Origin of the sequence: Microcoleus sp. Pol12B3 (assembly GCF_036701355.1) — a bacterium.
In the GTDB taxonomy this organism is placed as follows: domain Bacteria; phylum Cyanobacteriota; class Cyanobacteriia; order Cyanobacteriales; family Microcoleaceae; genus Microcoleus.
The window spans coordinates 1-20383 of sequence record NZ_JAUBQS010000006.1; the positions used below are offsets into that span (position 1 = coordinate 1).

16 protein-coding genes and 2 pseudogenes are annotated in these 20383 nt (G+C 45.1%); 12 read left to right on the forward strand and 6 right to left on the reverse strand.

The features are described 5' to 3' along the window. Nucleotides 1-59: 59 nt before the first annotated feature. Complete coding sequence (locus QUA53_RS04410; protein WP_333094627.1) at nucleotides 60-455, reverse strand: YhjD/YihY/BrkB family envelope integrity protein; 396 nt, start codon at nucleotides 453-455, stop codon at nucleotides 60-62. Between the two features lie 129 nt (nucleotides 456-584). On the opposite strand from QUA53_RS04410, the gene QUA53_RS04415 reads away from it, so the two are divergent. Next, on the forward strand, nucleotides 585-1217 hold the full coding sequence (locus tag QUA53_RS04415) for a hypothetical protein (protein ID WP_333094628.1): 633 nt from the start codon (nucleotides 585-587) through the stop codon (nucleotides 1215-1217). 309 nt (nucleotides 1218-1526) lie between these two features. Next, on the forward strand, nucleotides 1527-2513 hold the full coding sequence (locus QUA53_RS04420; protein WP_333094629.1) for a mechanosensitive ion channel family protein: 987 nt from the start codon (nucleotides 1527-1529) through the stop codon (nucleotides 2511-2513). A gap of 137 nt (nucleotides 2514-2650) precedes the next feature. On the opposite strand, the gene purU is transcribed toward QUA53_RS04420, so the two are convergent. Then, nucleotides 2651-3505 (reverse strand): formyltetrahydrofolate deformylase, encoded by an 855-nt coding sequence (purU, locus tag QUA53_RS04425; RefSeq protein WP_333094630.1) that lies wholly within the window; start codon nucleotides 3503-3505, stop codon nucleotides 2651-2653. Nucleotides 3506-3705: 200 nt separating this feature from the next. On the opposite strand from purU, the gene QUA53_RS04430 reads away from it, so the two are divergent. Beyond that, nucleotides 3706-5067: a hypothetical protein gene (locus QUA53_RS04430; protein WP_333248706.1), complete on the forward strand. Its 1362-nt coding sequence runs from the start codon at nucleotides 3706-3708 to the stop codon at nucleotides 5065-5067. Between the two features lie 297 nt (nucleotides 5068-5364). Here the strand turns inward: QUA53_RS04430 and thrC are convergent, their stop codons facing one another. Continuing rightward, nucleotides 5365-6489, reverse strand: a complete 1125-nt coding sequence (gene thrC, locus QUA53_RS04435; RefSeq protein ID WP_445304911.1) for a threonine synthase — start codon at nucleotides 6487-6489, stop codon at nucleotides 5365-5367. A 120-nt stretch (nucleotides 6490-6609) separates the two neighbouring features. On the opposite strand from thrC, the gene QUA53_RS04440 reads away from it, so the two are divergent. From QUA53_RS04440 to QUA53_RS04465, 6 genes and pseudogenes are all read left to right on the forward strand, one after another. Further along, nucleotides 6610-6891: a hypothetical protein gene (locus QUA53_RS04440; RefSeq protein ID WP_333094632.1), complete on the forward strand. Its 282-nt coding sequence runs from the start codon at nucleotides 6610-6612 to the stop codon at nucleotides 6889-6891. A 257-nt stretch (nucleotides 6892-7148) separates the two neighbouring features. Beyond that, complete coding sequence (locus QUA53_RS04445; RefSeq protein ID WP_333094633.1) at nucleotides 7149-8201, forward strand: fatty acid desaturase; 1053 nt, start codon at nucleotides 7149-7151, stop codon at nucleotides 8199-8201. Nucleotides 8202-8383: 182 nt separating this feature from the next. Continuing rightward, on the forward strand, nucleotides 8384-9886 hold the full coding sequence (locus QUA53_RS04450; protein ID WP_333094634.1) for an AAA family ATPase: 1503 nt from the start codon (nucleotides 8384-8386) through the stop codon (nucleotides 9884-9886). Next, a complete protein-coding gene (locus QUA53_RS04455) occupies nucleotides 9886-10599 on the forward strand; it encodes a ParB N-terminal domain-containing protein (RefSeq protein WP_333094635.1) in 714 nt (237 codons plus the stop codon). The genes QUA53_RS04450 and QUA53_RS04455 overlap by 1 nt, the downstream gene beginning before the upstream one ends. Nucleotides 10600-11203: 604 nt before the next feature. After that, nucleotides 11204-12298, forward strand: coding sequence for a Rho termination factor (modular protein) (locus QUA53_RS04460; protein ID WP_333094636.1), 1095 nt, complete (start codon nucleotides 11204-11206; stop codon nucleotides 12296-12298). Nucleotides 12299-12451: 153 nt separating this feature from the next. After that, nucleotides 12452-13189: pseudogene (locus QUA53_RS04465) on the forward strand (Uma2 family endonuclease). Between the two features lie 41 nt (nucleotides 13190-13230). On the opposite strand, the gene QUA53_RS04470 reads toward QUA53_RS04465, so the two are convergent. The 3 genes and pseudogenes from QUA53_RS04470 to QUA53_RS04480 form a co-directional block, all read right to left on the reverse strand. Further along, nucleotides 13231-13566 (reverse strand): XisI protein, encoded by a 336-nt coding sequence (locus QUA53_RS04470; RefSeq protein ID WP_333094637.1) that lies wholly within the window; start codon nucleotides 13564-13566, stop codon nucleotides 13231-13233. Between the two features lie 11 nt (nucleotides 13567-13577). Beyond that, nucleotides 13578-13970: pseudogene (locus QUA53_RS04475) on the reverse strand (XisH family protein). A gap of 85 nt (nucleotides 13971-14055) precedes the next feature. Next, entirely contained in the window at nucleotides 14056-15585 is a 1530-nt protein-coding gene (locus QUA53_RS04480; RefSeq protein ID WP_333094638.1) for a phenylacetate--CoA ligase family protein, read from the reverse strand. Nucleotides 15586-15889: 304 nt separating this feature from the next. On the opposite strand from QUA53_RS04480, the gene QUA53_RS04485 reads away from it, so the two are divergent. The 3 genes from QUA53_RS04485 (at nucleotide 15890) to QUA53_RS04495 (ending at nucleotide 20203) form a co-directional block, all read left to right on the forward strand. Next, nucleotides 15890-17794 (forward strand): serine/threonine-protein kinase, encoded by a 1905-nt coding sequence (locus QUA53_RS04485; RefSeq protein ID WP_333094639.1) that lies wholly within the window; start codon nucleotides 15890-15892, stop codon nucleotides 17792-17794. Between the two features lie 221 nt (nucleotides 17795-18015). Continuing rightward, nucleotides 18016-18285, forward strand: coding sequence for a hypothetical protein (locus QUA53_RS04490; protein ID WP_333094641.1), 270 nt, complete (start codon nucleotides 18016-18018; stop codon nucleotides 18283-18285). Between the two features lie 574 nt (nucleotides 18286-18859). Further along, entirely contained in the window at nucleotides 18860-20203 is a 1344-nt protein-coding gene (locus QUA53_RS04495; RefSeq protein ID WP_333094642.1) for an EAL domain-containing response regulator, read from the forward strand. Nucleotides 20204-20383 lie beyond the last annotated feature (180 nt).

Here is a 20383-nt window from a genome sequence, read left to right on the forward strand (position 1 = left end):
ATAGGGTTTCATCATGAGACTCCTCAAAAGATTGGGGTAGTGCTATTATCCTCTATCCTTTACATAAAAGCACTACCCAGCCCTTTACTCCGAGTTAACATAATTTCTTTGATTAAGCCACCAATCAAATTCCGCACGTCATCGGGTATAACTTCGCCCAAAAGACGGGCGATTTGATAAAGTGTTAACTGCAAAGGTTCAAAGATAGCGATCGCAGATAAAATAGCCAACAGCCCCGGAAACAGCGCCAGCATAGAATTGTAGGCCATTTCCGCAGACAGCCCCGGCAAGCGCTGTTCTCCCGCCTTCGCCCCGACTTCCTTGAGCGTGCCCCAAGTCAAACACCGACAAAACAGCCAAAAACCCCCAAATTTCCGTTTGAGAGCTCGAAGCAAGCTTAAAAGCGCCTTAAACAAAGCTAAAATCAGGTAGCGCAACCAGTAATAAATGTTCATAGCGCACAGGAGAGGGGGAACTCGAAAATGGAAAATGGATGCAGGACGATCGCGCAACTGGAAATAAGGAGCGTTACTTAATTAAGCCATTGCTAATCTAAAATCTAAAATCTAAAATCTAAAATCAATATGGCTCAGGATGTCAGACAGTGGTTAGATGAAATCAAGCGGCTGCAACAGCAGTTAACAGAAGTTTCGCGCGATCGCGATGAGGCCGGTGAAAGTGCCGCTCAGTGGCGCCAACTCTACAATACCGAAGCCGAGCAGCGGCGGAATGATGCTAAATTAACTCAGCAAATCATCGCTTCTCTGGAAGCACAAATAGAGCAATTACAAAATTTTTCCCCCCTTGTGCCCGAAGGCGATGATGCTGGGGTTGCTCGCCAGCAAGAAATCGCACAACTGCAGACAGTAGGCGAACTTAAAGCTAAGTTAGCAGAAGTTCTCGAAGAGCGCGATCGGGCGATCGAACAAGTTAAACAACTCACTCAAGCCCTCAAACAAGAAGAAGCCCGTCACGCCGAAACTAGCAAAAATTTAACTAGCGCCCTCGGAGATGCTGTTGACTTGCTCGCGAAAGCCCAAAATCCCGCTCCTGCAAAAACCGAGACAGTATATTCTTTGGAGATAGTACCTACTCGCACTGCAAATCCTGGTGAAACTGCCCTGGAAATCCGCCAAACTTCCGCCCCAGGCAAAAATCCCGCCCAGCTTCCACCTTCTAAAAATCAGTTACTCGACTTACCGCCCTTTGGGAATTAAGAGTTAAAAATTCAGGAATTGTCGGCATGGCGAGTCCCCTTAGCAGGTGGGATTTAGTCAGCGATGCGTTGTTTTTGCTGTTCCTGCTATTAGAGGGCATTAATTCATCCGCTTCTTTATTATTCCCCATCTACAGATGGTTTACTAATCGATCTAACTGTACTATATCCCAACCTATAATCTGCATTCAAAATTTTTAAAACATCCAAAAAATATTCCTCGCATCGTACCAACCTACAGTCTTTAGATAGAACTTAATCGAGCTAAATTTTACTACTATCGACAACGACTGATGCGCGAGGAAACTTCATGAACGCAGAGATATCCATAGTCTGGAAAAAGATTCAGAGCATGATCGACAGCTTTACGATCATGCTGCCTAATATTGTGCTGGCCTTAATTGTCTTTGCATTTTTTTACTTTGTGGGGGGGCAAATTAAGAGAGTGGTCAGGCGGCTTACTCGCAACCACCACCAAGCTCGAAATTTGGGGCTGGTGTTAGGACGGTTAACCCAGAGTACGATCGTTCTAGTTGGTCTGTTTGTTGCGCTTTCGATTGTAATTCCCACATTTAAAGCTGGGGATTTGATTCAACTGCTGGGAATTAGCGGGGTGGCAATTGGTTTTGCCTTTCGGGATATCTTGCAAAACTTCTTAGCCGGTATCTTAATTCTGTTGACGGAACCGTTCCGAATCGATGACCAAATTGTGTTTAAAAACTTTGAGGGAACGGTAGAAAATATTGAGACCCGCGCTACAACAATCCTAACTTATGATGGTCGCCGGATTGTCATTCCCAATGCCGAATTGTTTACGAATTCGGTGACGGTGAATACCGCTTTCGATAAACGCCGCACGGAATACGATTTTGGTATTGGTTACAACGACGATATTGACCGCGCCAAGAAGTTAATGCTGGAAGGATTGTACACCGTAAATGAGGTGTTGAAAGATCCTGCACCCGATGTGCTGGTGGTTGAGCTAGCAGAAAGTACCGTCAATATTCGCGTTCGATGGTGGATTGCTCCGCCGCGCCGAATTGACGATATGCGATCGCGCGACAAGGTAATTTGTGCTATTAAAAAAAAGCTTGTGGAAAACGGCATCGATTTGCCTTATCCCACGCGACAAATTTTGTTTCACGACCAAACAGAAGAAACCGATGGCGATCGCTCCCAGCAGCGTGAAGGATGGCCTGCGGGTAAAAGCAAGGTTCCGAAACCTCGCCCTATTGGGGGCTCTGTGGGAAAACAGGCCTTTGGGCGATCGCAACTCGACGGCAACGGACAATCTTAACCCCATCACAAGTCATGCAAAATGTCAAGCTGAGCAAAACTTTGGGATGCGCTGCACTTCGATCGTGTAACCGGAATTGATATCACTCGCCGAGCGATCGAAGGAGTAACAAACCCGATGGATATCATGCCTAATTTTCAAGCAAAAACCACAGTCCGATTGCCGTAAACTAAAACACGATTTTGTAAATGATATCGCACCGCCCTTGCTAACACAACTCTTTCTAAATCTTTACCTTTGCGAACCAAATCTGACACTTCATCGCGGTGACTCACGCGCACAACATCTTGTTCGATAATCGGGCCCGCATCTAAATCAGGTGTAACATAGTGGGCTGTTGCACCGATAATTTTTACCCCTCTTTCATAAGCTCTTTCGTAAGGATTTGCACCCACAAACGCGGGTAAAAATGAATGGTGAATATTAATCACATTGGGAAACTTTATGATAAAGTCTTGGCTCAAGATTTGCATATATTTAGCCAAAACTACTAAATCAATCTTATATTTTTTAAGGATTTCTAACTGTTGTGCTTCTTGAATAGCTTTATTGTCTTTAGTAATGGGAATATACTCAAAGTCGATACCGTATTGTGTGGCAATGGGCTTTAAATTTTCATGGTTGCTGATAATCAGCGGAATTTCACCTCTGATTTCTTGCGCTCGCTGTCGCCAAATCAAGTCTAATAAACAGTGATCTTGACGGCTTACCCAGATTGCGATGCGTCGAATTTTATGAGAGAAATGCAATTGCCAATTGGCTTGTAAGTCCTTGGCAATTTCACTAAAAGCAGGTGTTATTTGTTCGGTGGTTAAGTCAAAATCATCTAATTGCCATTCGAGTCGGCTCAGAAATAATCCGGCGGTAAAATCTGTATGGTGATCCGCGTGAATGATATTGCCGTTGTGGGAGGCTATAAAATTGGCAAGTAAGGCGACGAGTCCTTTGCGATCGGGACAGGCAATTAACAGGGTTGCAGTAGGCTTAGTCATGGTAGAATAGCAAAAGTGTTAAGTGTTATTTTAGGCGATCGGATCGGGTTTATCGTCGAGCGGGCGATCGCCGATCGTTAGTGAAAACAGAGAAAGCCAGTTTTTGCGATCGACTGAGTTTCTGAAAGCCTGCATCGGTTAGGGGTAAATAGAAGTTTGAATCATCTTTCATCGCCGAAGGTCATTCGCGAATACACAATATGACTATCCATAGAATAGAGTACCTGATTCTTTCTTCGGTTATAGAACATTATGAAACTCTCAAAAATGTGGCATCGGATTGGAGACTCTCTCATACTGAGGTGGCAGTAGCAGCCGAGCGCTTATTTCATAAAGGTTACATTTTAGCTGCATTTTGCACTGAAACGGAAAAATTAATTGAAGATATTACCTTAAATCGCTCTCAAATTCAGGCACACTTGGATGGAAAAATCAACGCTTTTTACTACTTAACTCCTCAAGGGGGAGCAAGGTGGGAAAGCTTAACTCATCCCAATTGGAACCATTATAGACAATGGTATATGGGTTATAGACGTGATGAAATAACTGGCTTAATTAAATCACAAATAACCTGTTGTTCTCGGCAGATAATCGAAAAAATCATAAATCTTAGCGAACATTTAGAAAGCCAAACTATTCTTCTAGAAACTTGTGTTTGGGAGAAAATAGAGTGCTGGGAGGCAACGTACTGGAAAACTTTACCCAAAGCTTACAAAGTTACTTACCAGTATCGACATTTTGAATGGTGCATCAACTCAAATACACCCCAAGAGTGGATTGACAAAGATCGACAAGCAAGGCAGTGGAACTCAGAAATTTTGCATTGGTATACGGAGCCAGAATTAGATACAAACCCATCAAGTTTGTTTGGAGATGAATATCTCAACTCTTACCCAGCATTAGCACAAACTCCGAATCCAAAAATCGAATACTTGATTCTTGAGTTTGCTGTAATAGACAACTACTACGAACTAAGAAGAGTTGCATACTCAATGCACTTATCTCATGCTGAAACAGCACTTGCAGCGGATTCCTTATTTCAGAGAGGGGACATTAAAGCAAAGGTTTTTGCCGATGAAGATGACACCGAGGGAACTTCAAATGTTATCTTAACAAGAGCTGGCATTCAAGACCACTTAGACGGGAGACTTCTAGCTAGCTACTATTTAACTCCTCAAGGTGGTGCTAGATGGGAAGCAATGGCTGATCCTGATTGGAATAAGTTTTCCATTGTAAATTTTCTTGGTCAGTTTCCTTATGAAGAAGGATTTCTCGGTACTCAACGAGAAATAATAGAGCAATTACTGGCTTTAGATCGTTTGCTTTTCATGTATGAACATATCCCAGGAACCGAAAAATGGAATGTACTGGAACCCTGGAAAGCAACTTATTGGAAGACTTTACCGCGAGGCTATTACGTTAGTTGTGAATTTCAGCATAGTGATTTGTGTCCTTGGGAATTAGATGACAATACTCCGGCTGAGATAGTTGAGGAATACAAGCAGGCGAGTCAATGGTACGAGAATGTCAAGAAATGGTATACAGACCCTTCCTTTGATTAGAATTCAAAAGTTTTACTCGCTCGCTTGTTATATAAAACCCTCTGTAGATATCGCTTGTCGCCGAGCCTAGATCCCCCTAAATTCCCCTTAAGAAGGGGGACTTTGAGTAATTTTAGTCCACCTCATAAGAGATTTTAACTAAGAGTGGAACAGGCATCTTGCCTGTTTCGATGGGCTTACGGGCGGGCAAGATGCCCAACCCCTACTCCCCACAAGAGATTTTAACTAAGAGTGGAACAGGCATCTTGCCTGTTTCTATCTTCCTTCTTCCTTCTTCCCTGTTCCTTCTTCCTTCTTCTAAAATCCCATCGCCCCAGCTACCGCATCCAAAGTCGGAGCAATGCCGCTTTTAAACAGATTGTTGCTGTGATTAATTGCGGTATCCGGGTCTTTCAAACCGTTACCAGTCAGCACGCAAACCACCGTCGCCCCAGTGGGAACTTGGTCTTTTACCTTCAGCAAGCCGGCCACAGAAGCTGCACTCGCCGGTTCGCAGAAAATCCCTTCCTGCGATGCTAACAAACGGTAAGCGTCCAGAATTTCGGCGTCGGTGACAGCGGCAAAACTGCCGCGGCTGGCTTCGGAAGCTGCGATCGCCTGTTTCCAGCTAGCCGGATTCCCAATCCGAATTGCCGTCGCCAGGGTGTCCGGGTGCGCCACCGGTTCTCCCGTCACCAACGGCGCAGCCCCCGCGGCTTGAAATCCCATCATCTGCGGCAAGCGCGAACATTTTTTTGCTTGGTGGTATTGACAAAAACCCATCCAGTATGCTGTGATATTTCCCGCATTTCCGACGGGAATGCACAGCCAGTCGGGGGCGTCGCCCAAGGCGTCAACGACTTCAAAAGCTCCGGTTTTCTGACCTTCCAAGCGGTAAGGATTCACCGAATTTACCAAAGTCACGGGGTAGTTAACAGCCATTTCGCGGACAATTTCTAAGGCTCGATCGAAATTTCCGCCAATCGAAATGACTTCCGCACCGTAAAGCAAAGCTTGCGCCAACTTGCCCAAAGCCACGTAACCCTCGGGAATCAACACGAAAGCTCGCATCCCCCCGCGTCGGGCGTAGGCGGCGGCGGCGGCCGAAGTATTGCCGGTACTGGCGCAAATTACTGCCTCCGCACCAGCTTCCTTCGCCTTGGAAATCGCCATTGTCATCCCCCGGTCTTTGAAACTACCAGTGGGGTTGAGGCCGTCGTATTTGACCAAGACGCGCACGTCTCTACCGATGAGAGAAGCGATCGCAGGTGCTGGAATCAGGGGAGTATTGCCTTCTTGGAGGGTCACTACCGGCGTGGTTTCCGTCACCGGCAGGTAGGGGCGATAAGCTTCGATCAAGCCGGGCCAGCCGTAGCGTTTCGGCTCGGCTGCGCGGGCAGCGGAGTTAGCAGCAGAGTCAGTAGCAGGTAGAATCAGGGTCACGGTGTCAATGGTTTTAGGCAATGGCCGAAGAATTTACACTAATTTTAGCTCGATCGGTTAATTTGATGTTTAATACGATCGGTTCAGGTTAAAGTAACTTAATGGTGTGAATGTGTAGATATGTCTACTCAATTACTGATGTCAAATAATTCATCGACTCTTTCCCGGCCTCAAGTCACCGCGAGCAATCCCGAAATGGCTAGTTCTTCTACGCTATCGACCAGTTTAGCCCGCAAAGTAAATTCGGTGAAGTGCCCCTACCAAGCCGATCAGCAAGTTAAGTTCCTGCACTTGCAAGCGGAAATCGAATCCTTGCTGCTGGAAGTGCAAAGCCTCAAACAGCAACGCTCGATCGCTGGCTTGCCGGCTCTCGACCCCATTTCTGGCAGCAACAGCAATTAGCAGACAACAGTCGCTAATGCTAATTGTCCTGCCCCTGTGTTATAAAAACAAAGGTTTTGCTACCCGCAGTGTTTTTTGCCGAAAGTGCTAGAAATTCCTAACTGCGGATAGCGATCGCTAGCTTTTGCTAAAACGCGCTTGCCTACAGCTCAACTCGTCTGCTGCTTGCTGGCAACGAGCTGACATTTTATGGCGCTTTTTTATTGCGCTAATTTGTTAAGCCATCCTCATGGCATACGGAGAATCGAAATCAGTTTATGACAGCATCGATCGAAAAACCACTAAATTTGACATCCGCAAGTGACACTTCCAACCTGCGCCTCAAAGATATTCTCAAAACCCTGCCGCGGGAAGTATTCGTCAAAAATCCCCGCAAAGCTTGGACAAAAGTAATCGTCAACGTTCTTTTAGTTGCTGTCGGTTACTGGGGCATAGCAGTATCGCCTTGGTTTCTACTACCCCTAATGTGGATTTTCACAGGCACCGGATTAACCGGTTTTTTTGTGATCGGACACGACTGCGGACACCGGTCATTTGCTAACCGCCGCTGGGTAAACGATTTAGTCGGACATCTCGCATTCTTGCCGTTAATTTATCCGTTTCACGCATGGCGGCACGGACACAATTATCACCACAAACACACCAACAAACTTGGTGAGGATAATGCTTGGCACCCGATGACAGCAGCAGACTACGCTGGCGCGCCCAAGGCTTTACAAGTAGCTTATAGTTTAATATTCGGTTGGATGTGGTGGATCGGCTCGATCGCCCACTGGGCAAAAGTACACTTTATGTGGTGGCGGTTCACAGGAAAACAGAAACAAGAACAAGTGCGGTTTTCTGTCTTAGTGGTTTTAATCGGTGCTGCGATCGGATTTCCGATTTTAATTGCAACCACAGGCATTTGGGGATTTGTCAAATTTTGGTTGATGCCCTGGCTGGTTTACCATTTCTGGATGAGCACTTTTACGATCGTTCATCACACAGCACCAGACATTTCATTTAAAGAACCCGAAGAATGGAACGAAGCCCAAGCGCAACTATCGGGAACAGTTCACTGCGATTATCCCCGCTGGGTAGAGTTTCTGTGCCACGACATTAACGTGCACGTTCCCCACCACCTTTCAACTGCTATTCCCTGGTACAATTTGCGCCTCGCCCACAGCAGCTTAAAGGAAAATTGGCAAGATCATCTCTACGAAACAGAATTTTCTTGGTCTTTAATGAAGCGGATTGCCGACAACTGTCACCTATACAATCCCGCTGGTGGCTATCAAACATTGCAGGAATTTAACGCTAAAACCAAGTAAGTTTTAAACGCGATAAAGGCCAGAAAAACCCGGTTTGTAAAACACAACCGGGTTTTTCGATATTACAATCCGTAGCCTTTGTAAAGGGAGGAATGCGCGCCCTACTGTCAATATCATAATCCCTACCATTATTAAATCAGTCATTTCCAATCTAAAATCTAAAATCTAAAATCTAAAATCGAATGACTTTCAATCCCAATAACTGTCGCAACGAAAGCGAAGTAGAAAGCAAACTGATTGTCAGCTATCTGCTACCAAAGTTAGGCTATACGCCGGACACTTGGCACCAAGAAATAGCATTTGGGAATATTCGTTTAGACTTCCTCTCATTTGCCACCCAAGTTATCCCCATACTTGTCGATGCAGAGTCGCCGATGAGTGTAGTTATGGAGGCTAAACATCCGAAGGAAAATTTAGACCGCCACCTGCGAAAACTCCATCGCTATTTAACAAGTTTGAGCATCCGCTACGGACTCATAACTAACGGTAAAGAAATTAGAATTTACCAAAGAGTTGCCGATGATATTCAGCTAGTCTTTAAGTGTGCTGGAAAAGACCTTGAAAATAGAATTGATGAAATTATCGCTTTAATTGGCAGAGATAGTTTAAAATTTATAAAAAATCCCGATAATCTCAAACTGGAAGATAGTAAAATTAGTTTGGTTAGTCCTGAGTTAGTTAGCGAAGTCCCAGTACAGCCCAACAATCCCGCCCCCGCAGAACCTGAGCCAAGTCAAATCTCTGAACCGGAACAAATACCTGAAAATTATCCAGTTAAGCCTCAAGTTAAATCCGATGTAACCGTTCCCCAAAAAAGCCAAAATACTATGAAAATCATTGCAGTTTACCATAACAAAGGCGGCGTGGGTAAAACTACAACAGTAGTCAACTTAGCAGCAGCGCTGAGCAAGAAAGGTAACAGAGTATTAGTCATCGACTTAGACAGTCAGGCAAATACAACCTTTGCGACTGGTTTAGTAAAATTTGAGGATGAAGAACAAGACGATTTGAAAGATAATAATATTCTTCAAGTTTTGCAATCAGAAGACTTTTTCTCGATCGAAGAAGTAGCTCGCAAGTCTAATTTTTGCAATCCCGAAATTGATGTGATTCCTTCCCATATTGATTTAATGCAATATGAAACGGAACTCAATCAACTAGATTACAGCCGAATGATTTTAATTCAAAAACTAGCCGAAGTACAGGATAAATATGATATTGTACTGATCGATACGCCACCATCGTTAAATTTTTATGCTAGAGTTGCCCTAATTGCGGCTGATTATTTAATTATTCCTTCTGACTTAAAACCTTTTGCGAATCAAGGACTGATTAATGTCAAGGATTTTATTAAAAAAGTTAATGGATTCAAAAAACAAATTGGCAAGAAACCTCTAGAAGTTTTAGGCGTACTCTCTTGCAAAATCTCAACTAATAGTAAATTTGTACAGTACAGTTTGCCCAAACGGAGGGAGGCAATTCCCAAACGCTACGGCTTTGAAATCATGGACAGCGTAATTTACGAGAGAGACGATTTAGCAAAGTGTGCAGAACAATTTCAAATCGTGGGAAATATGGAAATCTCCGATCCCATTTCAGTGCTAGACTTTAAGCCTGATTGCATCGCATCCCAAGAATTTGAAATGCTAGCACTCGAAGTTTTGGAAAAAATAGGTAAAAACTAATGAAAAAATTATCTCCGTCACTGGTTGCAGTTAAAAAAATAACATCCGCAGTTCCCCGTTCCAATTTTGCAGAGCCTGATTTGGAGAAACTAGCGAGACTGATTTTAGAGTCAGGAGGATTGATTAATCCGATAATTGTCCGCCGCAACGGTATGGATGCCTACGAAATAGTAGACGGAAATTTTGAATACTACGCAGCGGCGAGAGCAAAGGAAATAGAACCTCTCAAAGGCGAGACAATCGGAGCATTCATCCTGGAAGAAGAAAATGAAGAACTTCTCCTCGAACAACTTGAGATTCTCAGAAAAACCGCAATCATTGACAATCCAAGTGTAACTGTGGTTCCGCAACCGTCCTCCAGTTTTGAACAGCGGCTGACCAATATTGAAACTCGATTGGAAAACAGAATTAATGAATTGAAAGCCGAGTATACGCGGGAAAAACAGGCGTTGATAGAGAGGGTTAAAGATGTTGAAAGTCGGATTCCCAAACCTGTTCCGCTGTTGGAAGCACTCAACACTCAAGATAAATTCAAATTGGCTACAAATTTGAAAAATGCTGGCATAAAAGCTCAAACAATAGAACAAATCATCAAAGAGCGAGATTTGCAGCAGTTTGCATCTTTTGAAAATGTGTTGGAACGCATGAAAGGTAAAGGGTTAGGCGAGAAAACAATGATTAAGCTTATTGACAAGTGGCAAAAATATTTATAAGCTTTCAGCCATCTCAATTGCATTTTTGGGGCGCTCAAAGCCCGCCCGAAAAAAGTTGAAAAACCCGATATGACTCGGCGGTTAAAACCCATCCTACACGAACTTCCGTCCCTCTCGCTGGAGACTAAAGAATAAAGGGGATATTAAAGCTGGCTTTCGTATAAATCGCAACTCCTGCGACCACTCGCAACCCCAGCCCGATCGCCCTGACGCCAAAAAAAGTAAAGATGAGTAAAGCTGTGTATCCTTGGTGTCCCGCAGGCAGTTAAACTCATCACAGTGGCTTTTTTTAGGAATTGCTGTAACTTTTGCCGTAGCTTTCGGGGCGGGACGCCATCGCCCGGGCTGTCACCGCACAGCCAGCCGCACAGTTACAGCAGCAACGCCATATCTCCCCCAGATAACCGAGTTAGATCGCAGACTGGGAAGACTCAGCCCAAGAAACCCTTTAACTTACCAGAGTCTGAGTAAGGTGTTTGTCTCGCACCCTACAATTAGAGTTCTTGGGTTAGTCCTGCATCCCTTAAAACGCCGGCTGTAAAGTGCAAACATACATAAATACCTACACAGCAGATTTTAATGACAAAAGGGGACTTGTAACAAGATGGATCGATCGTCCGATCAAAACCGAATAGTTGAATATTTGCGGATTAAGCCCATTAGTCACAGTCAGATTTACACTTCCCAAATTGCAATACCAGAGTCTCATCGTGGCGAAATTCCTCGCGAACGCCGCGAAGCTCTCAGGAGAAGTTTGATCGAGCAAGGCAGCAACTTGATTCCTTTAATTGTACGCCCTACAGAAGCTTACAGCAACGAAGAAGAATATGAAGTGGTCTGCGGCTCAGATTGGTGTATTGTTGCTAAAGAACTCGGCACCGAGCAAATGTGGGCGTGGGTATTTGAAATGAGCGACGAGGAGGTAGCTGTTGCTCAAACAGAAATGGAACATTTAGCTCCGCAACCGACTCAGAAACCTGCACAAATTGAGACTCTACTGCAAGAATTTGAGCTATCATTTCAAAAAAAGGTAGAGAGTCTAACAAAACAAATAGAACAATCTGTTAAAAAAAATGAAGATTTACTAAAAAAGCAAATAAAAGCTCTAACTGAGCAGAATTTTGAGCGTAACCAAATAGAACAGATCAAGCATTTGCTTGAACAAGTTGAAAAAACATTTCATGAAAAGGTAGATAAATTGGCTAAAAAAATTGAACAATCGAGCAGCAACCGTCCGCCGACATCTGCTGTTATTTCTGAGGTAAATCTTGAAGGTGCTTTGAGACAGTTGGATGAATTGGAAAAACTGCTGTCAAGAAAACTAGAACGCACAGTCCAAACAATTAATCAGTTTGTTTCCGACGCCATTGAAGATGTAGAAAATGACCTGAAAAATCAAATTGAAACGCTCCGCAGCCAACTGGGAGCCGCAGCGACTCACTCAGAAAGACAGCCGGAGGCACAGCCGAAGAAGCAGCCAAAAACGCAGCCGAAGAAGCAGTCGAAAGCACAGCAGAAACCTCAGTTACCGCAGTTGCAGTTGGAGTTGCCGTTTTCGTCTCCGTCCCCAGAAGAAGACTACGAAAGTCTTTCGTTGAGACGGTTGAAGGCGATCGGCAAAGACAGGAAAGTGCGGGGATACGCGCGCATGAAGCGACCGGAAATTCTGGCCGCTCTCAGACAAACTGACGGTCAATAAAACGCTAATTGCTAATAGTTAAAAACTAATTATTGAGTGCTAGATCGCGTTTTTGGGCAAAAAGCGCGATCGGGGTTTCATGATAGTCTTGGGCAGAGATATGAAAAGCTTGCTAAAATAGACACACAACCTCTTACTCCTCACCCAGCAGCCATGTCCGCAACCGCAGAATTAGCTACTACCCAAGAGATACTAGAACAAGAAATACCAGAAAATGTTATCTTTCCGCCCGGCGATTTATACAGTGACGAACCTCCCGTGGAAACAGAACTGGATCTCCGACAAATAATCCTACTCCTCAACTGTCTAGAATGGCTGTGGCGAGATAGAAATGATTTCTATGCTGCTGGAAACCTCACCCTTTATTACTGTTCCAAGCAACTCAAATCGAAGGACTTCTGAGGCTCAGACTTTTTTGTGGCACTCGGAAGTGAACGTAAAACTCGGAAAAGCTGGGTAGTTTGGGATGAAGAGGGAAAGTACCCCAATATCATCGTTGAAATCTTGTCGCCCAAAACAGCGGATATAGACAAAAACTTTAAAAGACAACTCTATCAAGATACTTTTCGCACTCACGACTACTTTTGGTTTGACCCAGAAACTTTAGAATTAGCTGGGTTTCATTTAGTTGACGGGGAATATGAACCAATTGCACCGAACGAATTCGGGCATCTGCGGAGTCAGCAGCTCGATTTGAGTCTCGGAATTTGTGGCGAAAAATTGCGTTTCTTTACAGCAGAAGGAGAGCTTGTCCCTACTCCTGAAGAGGTTGCAGAAAGGGAGACTGAACGAGCCGACGAAGAGGCTCAACGAGCCGGACAAGAAGCTCAAAGAGCCGATCGCCTGGCCGCGAAACTGCGAGAATTAAATATTGATCCCGATACAATCTAGCGATCGCCCTTTCATTCAATTTTCCTGTATTGTAAGCTGGTTTAGGCGATCGCATATCCCGTATGCTGCCGAACGTGATAGGGATGAAACCCCAAAACAATCTTGTCTTTAGGCACTCCTAATTCTACAAGTTCTGCGGTAATTCCAGTTTCTATACCATCTTGTTGAATCCAAATTTTGCCGTCCCTAATTTCCACATGAACGATACACCCATGAATTCTTTGAGGCCCTTGCCAACCTTCATGTATCAGTAAAAAATTGTTTTGTTCGCGGTCAACAATAACGCTGTTTTTTACTTGCCCGTATGGGTAAGGAATCTGGGCATAACTATCTAATATGTTCTCAATAAATTGGCGATATTCATCTAGTTTATCCATCTGACAATTATCTACTTTGATGAATCAAAAACAATTAATTTTAGTCTTTTTTTTCTCAACAAAAGTTGCCCCAGTGGCTCAGAGAAAATATCTAGATAAACTTCTTCCCGAACAGCCAGATATATATTCCGTTCTGGTTCCGAAAGCTCTAAGATATCTTCGTAGACAATATACTGTCCCAAAGCTTCTTCTAAGTCATGAACGGGTGAAATACTCAAAAAACTTTTTACTTATACAGCAATTTTGCGACCTTGCTTTTCGGCAGCAAGTATTTTTTCTGCACCCAAATCGACGTAGAGGGAACGAGCGCCAATTTCTAGGGTTAGCGGATCGTTTGTTATCGTCCAACCGTCTTTTTCTAGAGCTGTTCTGACAGTATTGTGGTAGATGTCTTTTGCTGGCATATTCTAAGCTTAACCATCAAATCTTACCCTAATTATAGAATAACACAAGACTTTTGAAAACTGATAGCTCATCAATTCAAACTACTTATTGCCGCGTGTATCGGTGCTTCACCCCAATCGGAAAATACTCTGCATCGCCCATCTCCGTTAATGTCACCACAGGTAACTGATATTCTGGCGGAACGTAATTAGCAAATTCGCTGTTTAGCCGCCGCAATTGCGCGAGAATTGAAGATGCGATCGCCTGCTGCATCTCCTCGTCGCCCTCCACCCCCGCTGCTAATTCCACAACCACCGATAAAAACCGATTTTGATCCGCATCTTCCTTGACTTGCAGTACAAATTTTCCCGTCACCCATTCCCGAATGGTGGGAACTTCTAAACCTACGGTGACATTTTCCGGGTAAATGTTGGCACCGAAGTAGGAAACGGTAAAGTGCGATCGCCCGAATACATAGACAAAGGGCAAGCAGCGAATTCCTCTGGGGAACTCAGAAACTTTCATACCTGCTTCTTGCTGCAAACGTGCCACAGGGTTAAATCCCCATTCTGCCAAAAAATTGAGCATTGCTTCGTAACAAATTAAACCGCCGTTATCCGAGATGTGATAGCGTATTAGCGGGATGCCGTTGTCGCCAGAAAATAACAGCGTGCCGTCATTATTCACTTCAAAAAAGCGGCTTTTCGGATCGTACTGCACCAGCGTTGGCAACCGCGATTCCCCGAATAAATTGCGTGCTGCTTCCGGGTTGTTGGCTAAAAAGCGGCGGATGCAAATGCTCAGCGGTGTCTCGTTGCCCAAAACGCCGGCATCCGCAGTACCGTAAAGGCTCGCAGAGTTGTAATATAGATTGTCAGAATTAGTGCGATCGCTCACCAAACTCCGCCATTCTTCGCTAAACACTTCCCCCGCAAACACCATCTTAATTCGGTATTTTTGCCACTCCACACCCCCAGAAATTCCGCTATCAATCACATCCTTGATAAATGGCGGATATCCCAACAAAACTACTTGCTCAAAATGCTCCCCAAGTTCCTGCACAACTCTGAATATTTCAGTCTTATTATTCCCAGGCGTCACAACTGTAACGGGATAGCCCTTACTCGCTATATAGCGGCAGCAATTTGCCGTGTACATTCCGCCTACCCAAGTTCCCAACGCAAAGCAAATGACAGCTAAAGTTGAGCAATTGTCGGCGTAAAAACTGTCGTGAAATATTTGTTCAAAACGAGTTGCAATTTGCAACTCGTCGCTGATAAAACGCGGCCAAAATGTCGGGTTTCCTGTCGAACCCGATGAAACAGCAATGAAATCGCAAGTTTCTAATTTGCCCTGGTGGCACAACTGAGGTAGTGGGTGACAGCGTAAATAATTCTCTTTGGTAATTAGGGGCAATTTTTGGAAGTCTTCAAAGGTTTGAATTGAGGCGGGATTGATGTTATGTTCAGCTAGGAAAGTCTGGTAAGCTGGTACTGTGGCAGCGACTTTTTGGAAAAGCGCGATCGCCCCGGCTTCGGCAACTCGATTCTGCTGGTGTTGCAATCGTTCCTCAAGCGGCGCCCTCAAAAACTCTTCAAACGCCCCAATTGCTCGCTGACGCTGTTCTGGCTGCATGATTTGCTCCTTAAAATGCGTATTTTGCACCTCGATCGCTCAAGATTCCATTAGTAGCGCGGCGCGACCGGATGGCACATTGGGCTGGACACTCAAAATTTGAACACATTTTGAGGTCGATCGAAAATATGGCGCAGTGGATAAACTTCCACAGCACGAAACCGCTGTTTTCACAATAACCACAGGGGATAGCCAAGCTGCCGATCGACTAATAAACACTGACACACTATGGCAAGATTAATTCAGCGATCGCCCAAAATCCTCAGTCTCAGTCAAGCGTGAAAATCCGACGCAGCAAGTTCCAATGAACAATCCCATCTACCCCGGCATAACTCTCAACAACCACTACCGCATCGTCCGCGAATTGGGACACGGAGGCTTCGGGCGCACCTACCTCGCTGAAGATGCCCACCGATTTAACGAACCCTGCGTTTTAAAAGAATTTGCGCCCCAAGTACATGGAAGTTACGCTTTACAAAAATCCGAGGAACTGTTCGAGCGGGAAGCGGGAGTGCTCTACAAGCTGCAACACAATCAAATCCCCCGCTTTCGCGAACTCTTCCGCGTCAGTATCAGCGATCGAGGCTACCTATTTCTCGTCCAAGACTACGTTCCCGGTCAAACCTACCGCTTTTTGCTCGACGCCCGCAAGCGTCAGGGTTTGCGGTTTATAGAAGCAGAAATCAATCAACTGCTGCTGCAGATTTTGCCCCTGCTCGAATACATTCACTCTTTGGGAGTGATTCACCGCGACATCTCCCCGGACAACCTGATTCTGCGGAGTTCTGACGGGATGCCCGTGCTAATCGACTTCGGCGGAGTAAAACAAGTCGCCGCTACCGTAGAGTCTCTTTTCGCTGAGGCTAACGGCGCTCCCGCCCCCGCGACTCGCATCGGCAAGCTCGGCTACGCTCCCGTCGAACAGATGCAGATGGGAATCGTCTATCCCCACAGCGATTTGTACGCTCTGGCGGCCACGGTTTTGGTGTTGCTGACTGGGAAGGAACCGCATCAGTTGCTCGACAGTCAGACGCTGAATTGGAACTGGCGGGCGGAATGTTCTCTGTCTCCGAATTTGTCCCTGGTGCTGGATAAAATGCTTGCTCAACAGCCGAGCCAGCGTTACTCCTCGGCTCGCGAGGTAATGCTCGCTCTCTCCGGCAATCCGCCTTTACAGCCACCTTTGCCACCCGCCCCGGATTTTGGGATCGCGCAGCCGCCGGATCTCTCCCCTATACCCGTGCCCGCCCCCGCGCCAAAACTGCCGGGAACTCCGGTGCGAGTTGCAGCTATTGGCAATCAGCAAAAAATGCCTGCTTGGAAAATGGTTTTGTTGGTGGTGGCGGTGCTCTCAACTATGGGGGGAGTTGGCTGGTTTGCGGGCAATTCTTTGTTAAATCTGCAATCAAAAGTACAGAAAGTTCCCCAGGCTCCCAACCCGAAGCAGCAGCAAGAAGATGCTTTGCAAGATCGCTTTGTCAAGCTCAAAATTGACGATCGATTCTATAGCGGTTACGTCAACCTTGTGGACGAGACTTTTTATGCCAAATACCCGGAATTGGGGGGACGATTGTTAAAAGAAGGCGAGGAAGATCGCCAGTGGCGCGAAAGGTGGCAAAAAATCGGCGACGAGTTGCTCCATAAGCTGGAAAATCTCAGCAGCAATGCTAGAGCGCGGTTGGGTACTTACGACACCGCCGATATCGATCGCTGGAAAACTGAGGTTAACAAGCTGAATTTGAGCAGTCGGGCTTTGTACGATTTGGCTGATGCTAGGTTCTTTTATTGGTTTCCAGAACAGCCGCGCGATCGCAATCTCATCGGTTTGCCGATCGGACAAATTTGGCAAGCAATTACCGCCGACGAACTCGAAGCCTTACAAGCTGGAGCAACTATCGAAAGCGTTGAATTTGACCGCCTATCGAAGAGCAAACGCCTCACAGGCAATCTCAAACCCGGAGAAGGGAAAGCTTACATTGCCAGGTTCGCTCAAAATCAAACTTTGCGCGTGAATTTGCAAGCACCGCCCAAATCTACTCTACTGTCAATTTATACTCCGGGGCGGACAAAGGGCGCGCGAGCTTTGCTGGAAGATGCAGAGGGGCTTAGTTGGTCTGGATTGCTGGATGATGCTGGTTATTATGAATTCGTGGTAGTTTCTCAAGCATCTGAGCCGATCGCTTACGAGTTGAACCTGACGGCGGAATAACTGCTATTGACCGAAAGCATCCAGGATACAAGCCCCCGGATTCATCCGTCCAGAAATAAAAAACCTGTATCCGATAAAGGATTCCCCGAATTTATCCGTGGGGTCAATGCTAAAATCCAAAATCTAAAATCTAAAATCTAAAATCGGTTGACGCTCTCGATCCACCCAGGCAATAATAAGGTAATACCAATCAGATAAGTTGTCGGGTTCAAACAAAGAATATGCTGAGATTCGCGATCGTAGCTTTAGTGACTTTGGGATTAGTATTAGTGACTGCACTAGGTTTACATCCGGCCAATGCAACAGTCAGCACTCCCGAATTTTATGCTTGGAACTTTGCCTCTGTAGGCAGTAGCGAGCTGGTTTGTAAAAAGACAGTGGTAGTTCCGCAAGACCTGATTATTCCGTCATCATCAATGCACCCTGTCAGTATTACTTCGGCAATTGTAGATGAAAAGTTTTGCGCGAATTCCACTAAGCCAGTGAATTAATAAAGTGGATAATATGATGTCTGGTTATACAACCATAATTAAATTCTTCTTCAGTCGATATGAGATTTGAGATTTACTTTACAGATGAATCTGGAAGCTTGAACTTTAGTCTCAAATTGTTATCTCTCCCCGACTGTTATGCTTCGCAGCGATCCATTTTGGGGCTGTGTCAGGAGGTACCGTCCTGATTCATCCATCGAGAGAAAACAAAAATCCTAAGTACAAACACGGGCTAATTATGAACAATTAACCGGACATCATATAAGTGATTGCCTGAGTAATTTCCGCCATCCGCGCACTGAAACTGTTGGCTGAATTTTTTTAAATGAGAAACGGGGGTATTTTGTAATAAAAATTTATCAAACGAGTAGGGCCCAGAAGTTTTCTGCTCTTGAAAGAGATCGAACTCTTCCCTATTTTAGCAGTGTTTTTATTGTGACTTAAGAACCGAAGTAAAATATTCAGCCATTTGGCTAATCGTTTATTGGCTAATTGGCCGACTCGGTAATTCGTTAGTTTGAATATGCTAGAGTTAGTCAGGTTGATATAGAGTGCCATCTGTTATCTAAGTATCATGCTCAAAATTTTGGTAATTGAGGACGACGAATTAATCCGGGAAACTCTTCTGCAACTCCTGGAATCTCACAGCTACCGGGTCATTGCGGCTGAAAACGGTCGAGCTGGGGTGCAGATGGCACTTTCGGAGATACCGGATTTAATTTTGTGCGACGTGCAGATGCCGGAACTCGACGGTTATGACGTGTTGCGGACTCTGCGGCAAAACTCGCTAGCTGCAACAATTCCATTTATTTTCCTCACGGCTCAAAGTGACAAAACCGATTTTCGTCGGGGGATGGAATTGGGCGCAGACGATTACTTGACAAAGCCGTTTACCAAAGCTGAATTGCTAGGAGCAATTGCTTCTCGCGTCTTGAAACGGCAAACTATTACTCAACCGCTGACAGTCGCGCTTCACCAAGCAGAAGCCAGACTCAAAGATTTAGTTAACGACTCCACTAAGGTTACGACCCTCTCTCCTGAAAAGTTTGCTCTCGAAGCTTTGTTGCGCCACGCTTTGGCACAAGGTGAGTTTCAGGTATATTATCAGCCACAAGTGAATATTGCTACCGGCAAAGTTATCGGCGCTGAAGCTTTAGTGCGCTGGCAAAATCCCGATCGAGGTATAATTTCTCCCTGCGAATTTATTCCCTTAGCAGAAGAAACAGGTTTAATTATTCAGATTGGCGAGTGGGTGCTGCTTTCAGCTTGCGCTCAAGCCGCTAGTTGGCTGGCGGCGGGGTTTTCGCCCTTTACAATATCAGTAAACTTGTCGGCCCGGCAGTTGTCGGACCCGGAACTCAAGGCGCGAATCGTCCAAATATTGGAAACTACAGGTTTAGAGCCTGCTAATTTAGAATTAGAAATGACCGAAAGCGCTTTGGTGGAAAATGCGACTGTAGCAGGCGCTACTTTAAACGAACTTAAAGCTCTAGGAATTCGGATTGCTATTGACGACTTCGGCACCGGTTACGCTACTTTAGGATATCTTAAGCAATTTGCTTTTGACACTTTAAAAATCGATCGAATTTTCGTCCGTAATGCCAGCGAAGATACTCAAAATGCTGCTATTACTACAGCAGTAATTTTACTTGGTCACAGTTTGAATATGACAGTAATTGCTGAGGGAGTGGAAACAGAAGCAGAACTAGATTTTTTGAAACAACATCAGTGCGATATCATGCAGGGGTATCTGTTCAGTCGCCCCGAACCCGCACCGATAATTGAAAGTATGTTGGTTGCCGACCCGAGTTGGTTCGCGCCGCCCCCAGCAGGAGCTGCTCGCGCTGTCCCTTTTGTACCTGTATCCGAACCTGAAAAATCTAAAAACCTTTCAATGTCGGGTCTAGGAATAGTATAAGTGTCACCCAGATTTCAGTTTTACAGGATTAAATTCTTTCTTTTACCTTCTATTTTCTGCATAAAAGTTGACGCTTCCTCATAAAAAGTTGTAGCTTTTGATGATATGCGAACCAAATAAGGATATTCCCCATATTGCTCTACTGCTTCCGCTTTTATGCGCTAGGCGCTCCTAATTGGA